Genomic DNA, 14,843 nt, shown 5'->3' on the forward strand with positions numbered 1-14,843 from the left:
AGTCGGTGTCGATACACGGCTCACCACACGGGCCCATCCCCGCCGCCACTCTCGTCCAGGAATAGCCGCGGGCTCGCCCCGCGTTGCGTCAAGTATGACGACGAATGACCCGCGGCCCGAGGTATTGCGATACACCGCCTTCTCCAGCACCCCCGACGGTGGCAACCCCGCCGGCGTCGTTCTGGATGCCACCGCCCTGAGCGACAGCGACATGCTCGCTATCGCCGCCGACCTCGGATATTCGGAATCCGCGTTCCTCACCACGCCCCCGGAGGGCCTCGGCGGCCAGGAGGGGCGGGCGTACAGCATCCGCTACTTCAGCCCCAAGGCCGAAGTGCCGTTCTGCGGGCACGCCACCATCGCGACCGCCGTCGCGCTCGCCGAGCGGATAGGCCCCGGCGAGCTGCTGTTCGCGACGCGCGCCGGCACCGTGCCGGTGGAAGTGGCCGAGGAGGGCGGAACCCTCAGCGCCACACTCACCAGTGTCGAGCCGCACATCGAGAAGATCGCCGACGCCGACCTCACGGAGGCGCTCGTCGCGCTCGGCTGGCCGACCGCCGATCTCGACCCGGCCTTCCCGCCCCATGTCGCGTTCGCAGGTGCCCGCCATCTCGTTCTCGGGGCGGCGACACGCGCACGCCTCGCAGATCTCGCATACGACTTCGTGCGCCTCGAAGCCCTGATGCACCGCTTGGAGCTGATCACGGTCCAGTTGGTGTGGCGGGAGTCGGCCACCGTCTTCCATGTCCGTAACCCGTTCCCCGTCGGCGGCGTCGTCGAGGACCCGGCAACCGGCGCTGCGGCCGCCGCGTTCGGTGCGTACGCCCGTGAGCTCGGCCTGGTCCCAGAGGACGCCGTCCTCACCCTGCATCAGGGCGAGGACCTGGGCCGCCCTGGCGAACTCACGGTGACCCTGCGTTCGGGTGACCCGCGCGTCCGTGTCAGCGGCACGGGAACTCGCATGAGCTGAAGCGCCAGCCATGACGCCAGGGCAGGCACAGGTCTCCCCAGTCGTCACGGAACATCCCAACTCCACGAACCCAGGCCCGGGCTTCTTCTACCCGGGTCCTCCATCACGCCCGTCCGCGCAAGCTCCTACCGACTTCGGGTCGTCAGGGACGTCTCTCTGCAAGTCCCTGACGATCTCGGGATGTTGGTTGTATCCCGTGGTGTAACACGAACGCTGAGCTGACCTCGTACTCGGCTCAAGCCCTACGACAGCTCGGCTTTCGCGCCCTGCAAGCCTTTCGGGCCGTTCTTGGCCTCAAAGGAGACCTCATTGCCGCTGCTGTTCCCGTGGCCGTTGCTGCTGCTGTTGCCGCTGCCGCACCCGCAGCCGTGACCGTGACCGTGACCGCTGCCTTCGCCGCAGCCGCTGTCGTTGCCGTAACTGTTCCCATGGCTGTTGCCGCAGCCGCAGCCGCTACCGTTGCCACTGCCGTTACCGTTGCCGTTGCCCTTGCTATCGCCACAGCCACAGCCGTTGCCGCTGCCATTACCCTTGCCGTTGCCGTTGCCGTTGCCGTTGCTATCGTCGCAGCCACAGCCGTTGCTGTCGCCACAGTCACAGCCGCTGCCGTTGCCGTTGCCCTTGTCGTTGCTATCGCCACAGCCGTTGCCGTTGCCGGCGGGGTTGGTGACGTCGGGGCGGACGCCCTCGACGGCAACGCCAGTAGCGGGGCCCGTCTGTGCCTGGGCCGGAGCGGCGAGCACGAAGGCCCCGAGGGTGAGCACCATACTTGCGGTGGTACAGACCATGTAGCGGCGCATGCAGTTCACTTCCGACTCCTGACTGTCAGCGAGTGGGACATAAGTACTGAGTGGGGCATAAGTGACGCTAGGGGTACTTCGCCCGCGACGTCCTCCTGAACGAGACCATTCGTGTGCACTGGCCCGACACGTGCACGGGTCCGGCACGAAAGAACCCCGCCGGCGGCAGGATGTTGAGTGACACTCAAGATGAGCATGGGTTTGCCGTTCAAGCGACGAACACGGCGTAGCCTGGACAGAGACCGGCCCACCGGCGGTCACCGGGTCAGCTCCTGGACGGACAAGCGGGGCTCGTGGTGGGACCCCGCCCCGTGAGGGGATCGGGCTCGCCCGCTGACCAGAGAGGCTCCCACCACAACCGTCGTGCTGCTGACAAAGGAATCAACACGCTCTCACAGGATGAGAGCCCAGATCTGAGAGCGGCAGCAATGCCGCAGCATGGTCACCTGGTCGGTCGAATCGCAGCGCTGGCACCAGCCCGAGCCGCCAGCGCTGCGATGCCCAGGCCGGAGGCCAAAAGACGATGAACTCAGATCCCGTCGCGCAGGCCGTCGAACTCCTCGTCGCAGTCGTTCTTACCGGGAGCGCGATCAGACTTCGTTCCAGGTCGGTCTCCTCACTCGTCTGGGTCCGTGCGCCACGGCATCACAGGCGCGTCTCCAGCAGCACCCATACACGCTTGCCCCAGGGGCGGGTGCCGCCGAGGATGTCGTAGCCACAGCGCAGGGCGTAGGCGTTGACCAGGAGGAGCCCCCGGCCGTCGGTCTCGTCCGGGGCCGGGGTGCGCAGCGCGGGCAAACGGCGCGGGACACGAGCAACGAAGGCGACGTACACGCGGCCGGCGTCGGGCCGGTCGATGATGATCCGCAGGGCGGGCCCTGCCATGTGCCGCACGGCGTTCGCCACGAGTTCGGCGACGACGACTTCGGCCGCGTCGAGGTCGACACGGCGCCGGCCCCATGCGGCCAACGCCACCCGGACCAGGCGCCGGGCCTCTTCGCCGCTCTGGGGAGCGCGCTCGTGCACGAGGTCGTAGCCGGGATGGCCGTGGCTGCGGGGTTGTGCAGCCCACGGGTCACCGCCTGCCCCCCGTCCACGCTACCGGCATGCCGGTCGTCTCCCGCGCTGAACTGCTGGTACAAGGTCAGCAGAGCGCGGCAGTGCGTCGCCGGGTCCACAGCTGGAGACGTCCGTCCGCCGTGGCAACGCCCCCGGCGGCGCACAGGGTACGGCGGGTACAAACGATGACGAGCACGGCGGTCTACTGCTGCAGGAGTCGAGCAGAGCCGCACTCACATGCCGAAATGGCTTTCGACCTGCCGTGCGATCGACCGCACCGCCGTGCTGAGCCCCAGCTGACTCTCTCTCAGGTCCTCTGAGACGACGAGCCCGGATTGACCCAGGTACTCGGTGATCTCAGGGAGCACCAAGCCCGCGGGGGACTCCTCCTCCTTCGGCGATGGGACGCCCCTCCCCATCGTCCTCTTCATCGTCCCACCCGCCGCTTGGCTCCCATCCGGTGTCCATGACGCCTGGCCATGGCTGCGCCAGCCGGTACTGAGCTCGCTCGCCAGATCAGTTGCTGACTCGCCAACTGATTCCTCATGTCGTCCGTCAAGTTGCGAGGGCGGCGGGCGGTGTGGGCTCGTAGCATCGGCCGTCACGTAGGAGGGCCCACAGGACATCGACGCGGCGACGAGCGAGAGCGAGCACGGCCTGGCCGTGGCTCTTTCCTTCGGCACGCTTGAGGTCGCAGAACGGGCGGGATTCCGTGCAGTGCGGGATGCTGACCGTCGCGAAGGTGTAGAAGACGCGTTGAATTCGCCGACTGCAGCGCTTGGGGCGGCGGAGGTTGCCGCTGATCTTGCCGGAATCGCGAGGCACCGGCGCGCTGCCCACACGGCACTACCCCAGCCACCACCCGACGACCGCCACCAGGACCACGAGCAGCACCGCCGCAACGGCGCTCCGAGCCGGCGGACCGGGCCAAGCCTCGGGCACGGCGGTGCGGAAGCACGGCCGCGCACCCCCTGCCTCACAACCTCACGGACCACCGAGTCCAGCTGCGGAATGCTCTGTGAGCCCCGCACATCTCACAGCGCACGCGGGCGACGGCTCCTGACATGGCCGCCGTGCCGTTCCCGGCGTGGCGTCGTTGAGCGGCACGTGACGACGATCGTGCTCGCCACCGCGGTGCTGATGGACGCGGCGCTCCTTGCCTAGTACGAGGCCGGGCAGTGGATGCCGGAGCGAGCCGGACGAGAGCTCGCCGAAGTCCTCGCCCATGGCCAGGGGACCGGGGCGTTCTTCCACGCCTCGCTGTGCGACGTGCCACCGGACGCACGGCCCGGCCGACTATGCACGGCCGGGCCGACTCATCGACGTGCTCGCCCGGCCACTGAGGTCCTGGACCATGCCGACGTCGACGAAGGTCTCGTGCGCCAGCTGCGGGCTGACCGACACGATCACGCCGGACATCTGATCTGCCGCACCCGACGCGGGCCGGTGAATAGCCGTACCCAGCCGCTTCGGCAGGGACCTACGCACCCGTCATGTACGGCAGCGCGTTCCGCCGCCCGCGCCTGTTGGCCGGCGGATTCCGGATCGGGGTCTTCGACACATCGGTGCTCACCCAGGAGATCACCGCCACGCTGAAGCGAGGCCGGCCGTCCTCGATCCTGGACGGGATGCGGTACGGAACGCTGCGCGGCTTCCTGCCGCACTGCGTGTGGGCGGAGGCCCCTCGCGTGCTTGCCGACTTGCCTAGCAGGAGAGACTCCGAATTAGCCGACAGCGTCTGTCACGCAGATAGGGAGGCTGAGGATGTACCCCGGAACACAGAGATCGCTGTCTGCCGGAGGTGTCGGCCTGGTCGCGACGGGAGTGTGTGCCCCAGGGGCTGCGGCGGCGACACCTCCTGCGAGGACCCCGGCGGTGATGAGCCCAGTGAGGGTAATGGCGAGGGGCCTGAGCATGTGCGTCCTCCATCTGTGGTCGGGAATGATTCGACCGTAGACACGCCGCCGCCACATCGGTGGCATTTGCTGGTGGACTGTCCGGGTGGTGATGGATGACCTGTGTGTTGCCATTCAGCCGTCCGTCCATCGACGCCCCCGAAGGACAGAGTCGGTCTCGATGGCCTTATCGAGCAGTAGTGGGTTCTGGCACAGATCTTGGGGAGCGGTCGCGGAGCGTTACTGAAGCAGGGGCATCTTGCGGAGTAGTTCGAATCCGGCATGCCCATAGAACTGCCTCTTGATCTTCTTGATGCGGTTCACGGCGCCTCCGGTGCCGCCGGAGTTCCATTCGGGCGAGTCCGGCCGTCACGGCGTCGATGTCTCGTAGCAGATGGAGGGCGAAGGCAGTGAGGCCGGGTAGTTGGCTGGCGTCGATAGCGTCGATCCAGGTGGGGAGCATGGTGCTGCAGCGGCCGGCGAGAATCGACCCGACAGGCCCAAGAAGATCGCCGACTTGAACTCGGAGGCGTTCGGGGCGCCGGTCGTGCCGTTTTGCTACGTCGGCCAGACGACGGGGCCCGGACAGTGAGGGGACGTGCCACAGCTGTGTACCGGGCCGGCGGACATGACGGAAACAGTGAGCTTCTTTGGAGTGTGACCGCTGGGCGGTCAATATCGACAGGACACTAGGCGGCGGGCGTCATGACCGCCGCCAGCAGCCGGTTCGACAGGGGGGTCGGGGCGGCGAAGTCCTGGCCGAGGTTGGATACCGAGTACACAGCGCGGATGGACAGGTCGCGGGTGGCGAACATGCCATTGGCGTAGCCGTCGTCGTGGCCGGTCTTGCCCCAGAGCACGGCGCCGTTCGGCAGCCGCGTAGACATCAGGCCGGCGCCGAAGCAGGCCACCTTGTTGCAGGAGGTGCCGCCGACGAACTGGACGAGCTTGCCCTCGTTGTCCTTGGGCAGGGCGAACAGCTCGTTCTGCTCCGTGGCCGACAGCAGACGGCCCTTGAACAGCGCGCTCAGGAAGTGGTCGAGGTCGGCCGGAGTAGAGATCATGTTGGATGGGTCACCGCCCTGCTCGCTGGTGTCCACCGCCCTCCCCTGACTGTCGGTCATGTAGCCGTGCAGGTAGGGGTGGGGCATTTTGGGGTCGTCCTCGGGCACCGAGGTCTGGTCGAGGTGCAGTGGCTCCAGGATGCGGTTGGTGACCTCCTCCTTGAAGGAGTTGCCGGTGATCTGCTCGATGAGCTTGGCCGCGATCCGAAAGCCGAGGGAGTTGTACTCCTGCTTGGTGCCGGGGGCGAAATGCGGGCCGGGCCACGGGCGGTCGGCGGGGCGCAGGGTGCCCTGGATGATCTCGTCGAGGGTCCGGTAGGTGTATCGGTTGGCGATCGTCTCGTCGACGCTCTCGGCGGGCTTGCCCTCGTCCACGTTCGGCAGGCCGCTGGTGTAGTTGACCAGCTCGCGGATGGTGATCGGGGCGAAGGTGTCCGGGAGCAGGCCCGGCATGTAGTACTGGACGGTCTGGTCGAGATCGATCCGTCCCTCGGCCGCGAGCTGGAGGATGACGGTGGTCTCGAAGACCTTGGAGATGCTGCCGGCGTGGAAGTGCGCGTTCTCCGGGATCTTGCGGCCGGTCTGACTGTCCACGGTGGAGCCTCTCCACAACTGGCCCGGCTCGCCGACCCGGACAATCGCACCGGCGGCGCCGTCGGAGGGCCGGGTCTGGATGGCTGCCTCCAGGGCAGCCGGGTTCAACGCGGGAAAGGCCGTAGTGGCGCTGGAGTTTGGGCCACTCGCGGCGAAGGCCTGGGCTCCCGATCCGACGGTGAGGCCGGCGAGGGAGGCGCAAGCCAGGGCGAGGGTGGCGGCACGACAGGCGAGCGGCTTCATGGTGACACTCCGTGAGATTGGCTCTGTTGAGCGGTCCTTGCGACGTGATCAATCCTGCTCAACCGGCTGAGCGCCGTGTATCGGGATCAACCCTGAGCCGTCCCTGAGCCGTCCCCCACGTCGCCTCGGGGCTCGCCACCGACCCGGCGTCGTGATCGCCAGGGCAGTCCCTAGTAGTGCCTGGTCAGGTTCGTTGGCCCGTGGCGGGTCCGTTTGATCGGGTGTGTCGTTGAGCGGGCGTTCTGGGTGGGGAGTTGGCCGCGGTCCGGTGTGATCTGGAGGACTTCGCGGCAGAGATGTTCGAGCCGTTCGCGCGGGCGGATCAACGCAGGTGGGGCGCGGTCTACCTGCGGGGCCTGCTGAACGGGCGGTGCAAGTCAGTGGAACCGATGGCCGCGTGGGTGGGGACGGACGGCAACCGATAGGCCCTGGGCCGCAGGCCCTGGGCCACTGCGTCACCTCCAGCCCCTGGGAAGCGGCGCATGTGCGGGCGCGTCTCGCCTGGCGGATGCAGTGGGTAATCAAGCCACTGCGCTGATCGTCGATGGCACCGGCTTCCTGAAGGACGGGGAATGTGCCTCGGCCTGCGTTGGCCAGGCAGTACACCGGCACCGCGGGCAAGGTCACCAACTGCCAGGCCTGAATCTCGCTGCACCTGGCCTACGACGGCGCCGCGGCGGCCGTCGACTGGCGGCTGTTTGTGCCCGAGATCTGGGACCCTCGCCTCGCCGAAGGCCGATGTGGCCAAGGTGGCCCACCGCACCAAGTGCGGCATCCCCGAAGAGGTCGGGCATGTGGAGGAGTGACAGCTGGCCTGGGCCTGATCGACGAGACGAGGTCGTGGGTATCGATGTCCCGCTCGTCGTCGCCGACGGCGGCTACGGTGATGCGGCAGCCTCCCGGCTGGGTCGGGAAGAACGCCAGCTGGGCTGCGTGGTGGGGGATCTCCACCGCGACCACCGCCCAGCCGGAAGCGGCACGGCCGCCCACCCCGCCTCACGGTGGTCGCGGTCCACGGCCTCAGCCCGCCTACCCCGAGTCGGCTCAGACGGTGAAGAAGCTGGTCATCGAGGCTGGCAAGCGGGCCGCGAAGCCGGTGCGGTGGCGGGAAGGCTCCCGCCTGGGCAGCGGCCGCAGCGGCATCAAGGGCATGTACTCGCGGTTCGCGGCCCTGCGCCTGCGGCCCACCGGACGCGAAATCCGCAAGAACACAGCCGGACCGGAGCTGCCCGTGCGCTGGCTGCTGGCCGAATGGCCCACCACCGAGCCCGAACCCGTCCAGTTCTGGCTGTCCAACCTCCCCGCCGACACGGCGCTGGCCACCCTCGTGCGCACCGCGGCACTGCGCTGGCGCATCGAGCACGACTACCGCGAGACGAAACAGGCCCTGGGCCTGGCCCACTTCGGAGACCGGACCTTCAGAGGCTGGCACCACCACGTCACCCTCGCCTCCGTCGCGCACGCCTTCTGCACCTTCCAGCGCATCACCGGTCCCCCAAAGAGACGGCGCTGGCCTGAGCCTCTACCGGGTCGCCCGCGAAATTCAGTTACTCCTCGCCCTCTGGACCGGCGCCTGCTCACCACCTTGGTCAGGCGGCAAAGGCGAGGTAGTTGGCGATGGTCATGCCGGAGAAGGTGCGGAGCTGGCGAGGTTTGAGGCAGGTGAAGGCCGCGTGCATGGGGATGCCGGCGCCGAGCGCGTACGGCGTCGTCCGCGGGACAAGCAGCGCCGGGCGGCAGTGCGATCTTCGCTGTGATGGCGGTGACCGCGACCAGGCCCCAAAGGCGCACGCCCCGGTCGGTGAGGTTGCCCGCATGGCGGCGGATCCGCTCGCCCTCGTCGACCACATCCTCGACAGCCAGGGGATCCAGGCCCGAAAACACCGTATCCACCGACTTCGCACAGGTCACAGGACCGCAGGGGTTGCTTCTTTTCATGGCCGGCGGCCTTGGCGATCGGACGCAACTGGACCGGCGTCACGTCACCCAGCCGAGCCCCGGCTCGGACAGCTGTGCCCGTGGTGGGGCTGGCACCACCACGAAGTTGGGCGACAGCAGGATCGACCGCGGACCGCCGAGGCCTGAACATCGCATCAGACGCCGCGCAACCGAGCGCAGCCGCCGGGAGGTTCAATGTTCACGTTCAGGAAACCCCGATGGCTCGTGGGCGCCGTATCGAGTGTGGCGGCCACGGCCATCGCGGCTGCCGTCGCCCCGGCCACGGTGCAGGCCGCGCCGGCGGGGGGTGTGAACAGCCGGAATTCGTCCGCGGCCGCGCGCTATACCGGGCAGCGGCTCGACTGGACGCCGTGCGACCGGGATCCTTCGCTGGAGTGCGCGGCGATGGCCGTGCCCGCGACTGGCATCACCTGGGGACCGGCGCGGACCTGACCATCGAGGTGTCCCGGCACCGGGCCGCCGACCCGGCCCAGCGCCGTGGGGTGCTGATGATGGCCGCTGGCGGGCCGGGCGCCTCGGGGCTCACGCGGCCCACGGGCTTCGTCAAAGCGTCGCCCGCGGTCGGTGCCGCGTACGACGTGGTCAGCTTCGATCAGCGGGGGGGTCGGCAGCAGCTCGCACGCGATGTGCCAGACCGACGCCGAGTTCCGGGCCTTCTACGCGGGCGACTTCCGCGACCGCTCGCCCGCGGCAGTGCAGGGTGTCGTGGACCGGTCCAAACAGTTCGCGAAGGACTGCCTGGAGCGCAGCGGTGACCTGGTCAAGTACCTCAACACGGACCAGGCAGTGCGGGACATGGACCTGTTCCGCTCGCTGCTCGGCGTGCAGAAGATCTCGTACTACGGGCCGTCGTACGCCACCTGGCTCGGCGCGTACTACGCGACGGAGTTCCCGCAGCACGTCGAGCGCGCCGTGCTGGACAGCAATGAACCGTTCGCCCAGACCTGGCAGCAGGCCGAACTCGGGCAACCGATGAGTTTCCAGCGCCGATTCGGGCAGGACTTCCTGCCGTGGATCGCCAAGTACGACTCGGTCTACCACTACGGGAGTACCGCCGCCGAGGCGCAGTCGACGTGGGAGGCCCGCCGCAGGGCGCTCCACGACCACCCGATCACCATCGGTTCGCTGACGATCGGGCCCAACCAACTCGACAACGCCACCCTCCAGGGAATGTACAACGCCGACCAGCAGTGGCGCGGGCTGGCGTCCGTGCTTGCCGCCCTGGAACACTGGAACACGGCGACGCAGGCCGAGCATCAACTCGTCCAGAAGACCTTCGCCAACTACCTGTCCCCAGGCTTCGCCGCCACGTTCTTCCCGGTCACGTGCAACGACACCCCGTGGGATCGGGATCTCGACTACTGGATACGGCAGAGCGCCAAGGACACGACGAAGTACCCGCTGGTCGGGGCGCGAGAGCTCGCGTACACCGCTACCTGTGTGTACTGGCCGGAGTCGGACGCACCGCGCGTCAAGGTCACCGGCAAGGGCCTGCCGCCCACGCTGATGCTCAACTCCGTGCACGACCCGGCCACGTACTACGAAGGCGCGGTGCGGGCGCACAAGGCGCTGAGGGGCTCACGCCTGGTCACGGTCACGGGCGGCGGCGACCACGGGCAGTACCAGAACGGCAATGCCTGTGTCGACGGCATCGTCGATGCCTACCTCCTGAGCAGAACCGTCCCGGCGCACGACACGACGTGCCCCACCAAACCGCTGCCCCTACCGGCACAGGGCAGCTAGCCCGCGGCACATCTGTCCGTCGCCCGACTCGCCCACCAAGCCCGCCCCGGCTGTCGTACGGCAGGCGGGGTCGGCCCGTCGATGAGGGGTCCGTACGGTCTTTGGCTGGACAGATCCTGCTGGACAGATCCTTAGGTGACCGCAAACCAAGGCATCAGTTCGCGTATCGCCCTCTGAGGCCACCAAGGAGGCTGCTCCTTAGACGCAGAGAGGGAGGTTCAGGAGGACATACCCCGGAAGACAGGGAGCGCTGTCCGCCGGAGCTGCCGACATTGTCGCGACGGAGGCGTGTGCCGCAGGGGCTGCGGCGGCGGCACCTCCTGCGAGGACCCCGGCGGTGATGAGCCCGGTGAGGATGATGGCGAGGGGCCTGAGCATGTGCGTCCTCCATGTGTGGTCGGGAGTGATTCGACCGTAGGCGCGGCGCCGCCAGATCGGTGGCATTTGGTGGTGGACTGTCCGGGTGGTGGTGGATGATCTGCGTGTTGGGATTCAGCCGTCCGACCATCGACGCCCCCAAAGGCCAGCGTCGGTCTCCAAGACCCCGGCGACGCGCGCATGGATCGTGCCGATGCCGGCTGGTGCTCTGCGGCTCAGTCCTCGCGGCTGGGCTGGTCGTCAGCGGGACCGCCGGCGCAGCCGTAGCCCTCCTGCTGGTTTTTGTGCTGCTCGCAGGCGTGAACTTGCCTCTGGTCTTCCGCGGGGTCGATCAGCGCGCTGGAGGCACAACGCCGCAGCGCGATCGACGGCCAGCCGATCGTCTTCTGGCGACCGGACTGCACGTACTGCGTGGACTGCGCATTCGGCTGGGCCGCAGCGCCCGCGACGTGCATTGGGTCAACATCTGGCGTGACCCGGCTGGAGCCGTATCGGTGAGGACAGCCGACGACGCCAACGAGACCGTGCCGAACGTCATTGTGGCCGGCCAGACGCACACCGACCCCGACCCTGCAGGGGTGCGCAACCAACGCTCCCGTTCTGCGTGACCGGGAGCGGTGCCACAGCACAGAGGCGTCCGCATACCTCGACCGATGGACAGTCGATATGACGCCGCCTCAACCTCTTCTTGCGCCAGACAACATGGACGCCCTCTCAGTCCCACGGTTGGCTACGGCGTATGGCGCGCACTTGCCGGGACCGGCAGCGACCGCCGTCGATGGCAGCCTGGGTAGGGCTAACCCCCCGTCGAATACGCGGGTCCTCAGCAGTGCACAGGTGCCTGTGCACAGACGACTGTGTACGCATGGAACAGGAACCCGGCACTCTCGAACCACATGCGGCCGCCAGGCAGGCTTCGGCTCTGCCGACCGAGCCGGTCGAGCTCTCCGACCTCGCCACCCTGAAGGCGCTCACGCACCCGCGTCGGCAGCGCATGCTGCAGCACCTCACCCTCCACGGCCCCGCGACCTCCGCGACGCTGGCCCGGGCTCTGGGGCTGAACACTGGCTCCACGAGCTACCACCTGCGTGAACTCGCGCGGCACGGTTTCGTGGAGGAGACGGCGAAGAGACAGGACTCGCAGGCGGCGGACGGCGCCACCGGCCGGGAACGCTGGTGGAGGGCGATCCCCGGTGACCGGCGCTTCCCGCCACGCAGTCGGCAGAGCCCTGAGATGCGGCTCGTCATGGACGAGATCAACCACCAGGCCTACGCGGCTGACCTGGAACTCTTCGAGCAACTGCAGCAGGGCATCGTCGTCGGCGATCCCTGGGCGGACGCCTTCCCCTACTCGCGCGCTGGTATCCGGCTGACGTTGCCCGAACTGCGCACGTTCTTCGAGGAGTACATCGCCCTGCTCAACCGCTATAAGCGCCCCGAGGCCAGCACCCCGCCGGGTGCGCGCACCGTGCTGACCCGCTTCCTCGCGTTCCCCGCACCCGCCGTCGACGGCCACGAGGGGCACGACGACCGCGACGGCCGAGACCCCCGTGCCGCACACACCACGAATCCGCCCACGGCGAAGAGGAACGAGCCCTGATGATGCTGCGTTATGCCCTGAAGTCGGTCCGTGCCCGCAAGGCCGGATTCCTCGGTGCCTTCCTCGCCCTGATGTGCGCGGCGGCGCTGATCACCGCCTGCGGCACCCTCCTGGAGACGGGCCTGCGCGGGGCGATCCGTACCGAGCGCTACGCGGCCGCTCCCGTCGTGATCTCGGCCGACCAGAACATCCACCAGACCACCGTCGAACACAAGAAGGGCAAGACCAAGACCAAGCACAAGGCGAAACCTGTCGCCGAGCGAGCCTGGCTCCCGCAGAGCCTCGAAGGCGCCCTCACACACGCGCCCGGCGTCGCCCGGGTCGTGCCCGAACTGACCTTCCTCGCCGAACCGTTGACACCGTACGGGACGGGCGACCGTACCCCCTACGGACACGCCTGGGCCTCCGCTGCCCTGACGCCGTACAAGCTGGCCGAGGGAAGCGCACCGAAGGCCGCGACCGACCTCGTCGTCGACCCCTGGTTCGCCGGGCGGGCCCACCTGAAGGTCGGCGACCGTCTCACCGTCCAGTCGACGCAGGCCCCCCGCAGCTACCGCATCTCCGGAATCGCCGCCCCCACCACGAACGTACGCCACCAGACCTCGCTGTTCTTCTCCACCGCGGAGGCACGCCGGCTGGCCGCGCGCCCCGGGCCGGTCACCGCGTTCGGCGTGATCCCCGACCGGGGGACGGACACCGGACGGCTGCGCCAGGCCGTCGCGCAGGCACTGCACGGCATCAGCGCCCAGGCCAGCAGCGGGGACGCCCGCGGGCCCGTGGAGTTCCTCGACGCGGCCGCGGCGCGCACCAGACTGGTCAGCATCGGCGGTGCCATGGGCGGCACCTCGCTGCTCGTGGCGGTCCTCGTGGTCGTCGGCACCTTCACGCTGACCGTGCAGCAGCGGTATCGCGAACTCGCCCTGCTCCGCGCCGTCGCCGCCACCTCCGGACAGATCCGAAAGCTGCTCGGCCGCGAGGCACTGATCGTCGGCGCGGTCGCAGGTACCACGGGTGCCCTGGCCGGGCTGCCACTGGGCAGCTGGCTGCACGGCAGGTTCGTTTCCGTGGGTGCCGTTCCCGCCACGCTCCAGCACACCGTCAGCGTGTTCCCGCCTTTCGCCGCCGTTACCGCGACCTTGGCCGGGGCCTGGGCCTCCGCCCGGGTCGCCTCCCGCCGGATCGCCCGGATCCACCCGGCCGAGGCGCTCGCCGAGTCCCGCACCGAGCCCACGCGACCGCCGAGGGGACGTATCCTCGCAGGGCTCCTGCTGCTGTCCGGCGGCACCGTTCTCGTCGTCTCACTCACCTCCCTGCACACCGAGCCCACCTCAACCCCCGTGACTTTCCTCGCAGTTGTGGTCCTGGTCGGCTCCATCGCCCTGCTGGGACCGCTCCTGGTGAAGGCGGCCACGCTGCTGCTCGGCATCCCGCTGCGACGCACCGGGCCGGGCGGCCGGCTGGCCACGGCCAACCTGCGCGGCAACGCCGCCCGCCTGGCCTCCGTCGTCACCCCGCTCACTCTCCTCATCGGCATGACCTGCACCGTCCTGTTCGTCCAGCCCACCCTCAGTAGCGCGGCCCGCGCACAGGCTCGCGAGGGCGTACGCGCCAACTGGGTCGCCGTCGCGGCCGGACCGGGCGTCCCGGCCGAAGCCGCTCGGGAGCTCCGTGCACACCACGACGTGGCCACCGAAGTGGTGCGCACGACCGTCCGGGTCGGCCTCGACAAATACGCGGCACAAGGCGTCACCCCCGCCGGGCTCACCCGCACCTGGGACCCGGGCGTCACCGCGGGCTCGCTCGACCGGCTCAACGACCACACCGTGGCCGTCAGCCAACTGGCCGCCGACCACCTCGCCCTGAAGCCCGGCAGCACCCTGAAGCTCACGCTCGGCGACGGCACGCCCTCCACGCTGACCGTCGCCGCCGTCTACGCCAAGGGGCTCGGCTTCGGGGACCTCACCTTCGCGCACGACCTGGTCGCACGCCACGTCGACAATCCCCTCGCCACCTCCGTCCTCATCAGCTCGACCCGTACACAGACACAACTCGCCGCCACCCTCCGTGAGTTCCCGGACGTCCACGTCGTCTCCCCGCAGGCCGCCGACCACCTCCAAGTGGACCGGCAGCAGGCGAACGCGGAGGTCAACTACCTCGCCATGGGACTCGTCCTGGCATTCACCGCCATCGCCGTCGTCAACACACTTGCCGTGTCGGTGTCCGAACGGGTCCGTGAGTTCGCGCTGCTGCGCCTCGCGGGCGCCACACGCCGGCAGGTGCTGCGCATGCTGCGCACCGAGGCACTGTCGGTGCTGTCTCTGGCCACCGGGCTCGGCAGCGGCATCGCCCTCGCCGTCCTGACCGCGTTCAGCGTCGGCATGACCGGCCGCGCCGCCCCGGCCGTAACCCCGCTGCTCTACGTCGCCGTCGTGGCCGTCGCCGGACTCCTCGCCCTCGTCGCCACCGCCCTGCCAGGACGTGCGGCACTGCGGGTGCGGGCGGTGACGGTGGCCACCGCCAAGGAGTAGCGCCAAGATG

General features: G+C 68.9%; 12 protein-coding genes and 2 pseudogenes. 8 read left to right on the forward strand and 6 right to left on the reverse strand.

Features of this window, described 5'->3' with window-relative positions; all coding sequences use genetic code 11:
• The first annotated feature begins 94 nt into the window (after positions 1–94).
• Positions 95–970 carry a PhzF family phenazine biosynthesis isomerase gene (locus tag AB5L52_RS01005; RefSeq protein WP_351571539.1) on the forward strand — a complete coding sequence of 292 codons (876 nt, stop codon included), beginning with the start codon at positions 95–97 and terminating at the stop codon, positions 968–970.
• Positions 971–1,212: 242 nt separating this feature from the next.
• Here AB5L52_RS01005 and AB5L52_RS01010 read toward each other — a convergent pair whose 3' ends face one another.
• The 6 genes and pseudogenes from AB5L52_RS01010 to AB5L52_RS01035 form a co-directional block, all read right to left on the reverse strand.
• On the reverse strand, positions 1,213–1,737 hold the full coding sequence (locus AB5L52_RS01010; RefSeq protein WP_369362267.1) for a hypothetical protein: 525 nt from the start codon (positions 1,735–1,737) through the stop codon (positions 1,213–1,215).
• A 678-nt stretch (positions 1,738–2,415) separates the two neighbouring features.
• Positions 2,416–2,796, reverse strand: a complete 381-nt coding sequence (locus AB5L52_RS01015; protein WP_369362268.1) for an ATP-binding protein — start codon at positions 2,794–2,796, stop codon at positions 2,416–2,418.
• 266 nt (positions 2,797–3,062) lie between these two features.
• Entirely contained in the window at positions 3,063–3,260 is a 198-nt protein-coding gene (locus tag AB5L52_RS01020; RefSeq protein ID WP_351033271.1) for a hypothetical protein, read from the reverse strand.
• Positions 3,261–3,384: 124 nt separating this feature from the next.
• A pseudogene (locus AB5L52_RS01025) lies at positions 3,385–3,657 on the reverse strand (IS110 family transposase); the annotation flags it as partial.
• A gap of 468 nt (positions 3,658–4,125) precedes the next feature.
• Positions 4,126–4,248 carry a hypothetical protein gene (locus tag AB5L52_RS01030; protein WP_369362269.1) on the reverse strand — a complete coding sequence of 41 codons (123 nt, stop codon included), beginning with the start codon at positions 4,246–4,248 and terminating at the stop codon, positions 4,126–4,128.
• Between the two features lie 1,165 nt (positions 4,249–5,413).
• Positions 5,414–6,625 (reverse strand): serine hydrolase domain-containing protein, encoded by a 1,212-nt coding sequence (locus AB5L52_RS01035; protein WP_369362270.1) that lies wholly within the window; start codon positions 6,623–6,625, stop codon positions 5,414–5,416.
• 296 nt (positions 6,626–6,921) lie between these two features.
• On the opposite strand from AB5L52_RS01035, the gene AB5L52_RS01040 reads away from it, so the two are divergent.
• From AB5L52_RS01040 to AB5L52_RS01070, 7 genes and pseudogenes are all read left to right on the forward strand, one after another.
• The gene (locus AB5L52_RS01040; RefSeq protein ID WP_351571568.1) at positions 6,922–7,050 is read left to right on the forward strand and encodes a transposase; all 129 of its coding nucleotides are present in this window, start codon (positions 6,922–6,924) and stop codon (positions 7,048–7,050) included.
• A gap of 626 nt (positions 7,051–7,676) precedes the next feature.
• Complete coding sequence (locus AB5L52_RS01045) at positions 7,677–8,282, forward strand: hypothetical protein (protein WP_369362271.1); 606 nt, start codon at positions 7,677–7,679, stop codon at positions 8,280–8,282.
• Positions 8,283–8,758: 476 nt separating this feature from the next.
• Positions 8,759–9,016 carry a hypothetical protein gene (locus AB5L52_RS01050; protein WP_369362272.1) on the forward strand — a complete coding sequence of 86 codons (258 nt, stop codon included), beginning with the start codon at positions 8,759–8,761 and terminating at the stop codon, positions 9,014–9,016.
• 192 nt (positions 9,017–9,208) lie between these two features.
• Positions 9,209–10,327: an alpha/beta hydrolase gene (locus AB5L52_RS01055; RefSeq protein ID WP_369362273.1), complete on the forward strand. Its 1,119-nt coding sequence runs from the start codon at positions 9,209–9,211 to the stop codon at positions 10,325–10,327.
• A gap of 571 nt (positions 10,328–10,898) precedes the next feature.
• Positions 10,899–11,313 (forward strand): annotated as a pseudogene (locus AB5L52_RS01060) (hypothetical protein).
• 257 nt (positions 11,314–11,570) lie between these two features.
• A complete protein-coding gene (locus tag AB5L52_RS01065; RefSeq protein ID WP_369362274.1) occupies positions 11,571–12,305 on the forward strand; it encodes a helix-turn-helix domain-containing protein in 735 nt (244 codons plus the stop codon).
• Positions 12,305–14,833, forward strand: coding sequence for an FtsX-like permease family protein (locus AB5L52_RS01070; RefSeq protein WP_369362275.1), 2,529 nt, complete (start codon positions 12,305–12,307; stop codon positions 14,831–14,833). The genes AB5L52_RS01065 and AB5L52_RS01070 overlap by 1 nt, the downstream gene beginning before the upstream one ends.
• The last annotated feature ends 10 nt before the right edge of the window (positions 14,834–14,843 follow it).

This window comes from Streptomyces sp. CG4, assembly GCF_041080655.1.
GTDB lineage: Bacteria > Actinomycetota > Actinomycetes > Streptomycetales > Streptomycetaceae > Streptomyces.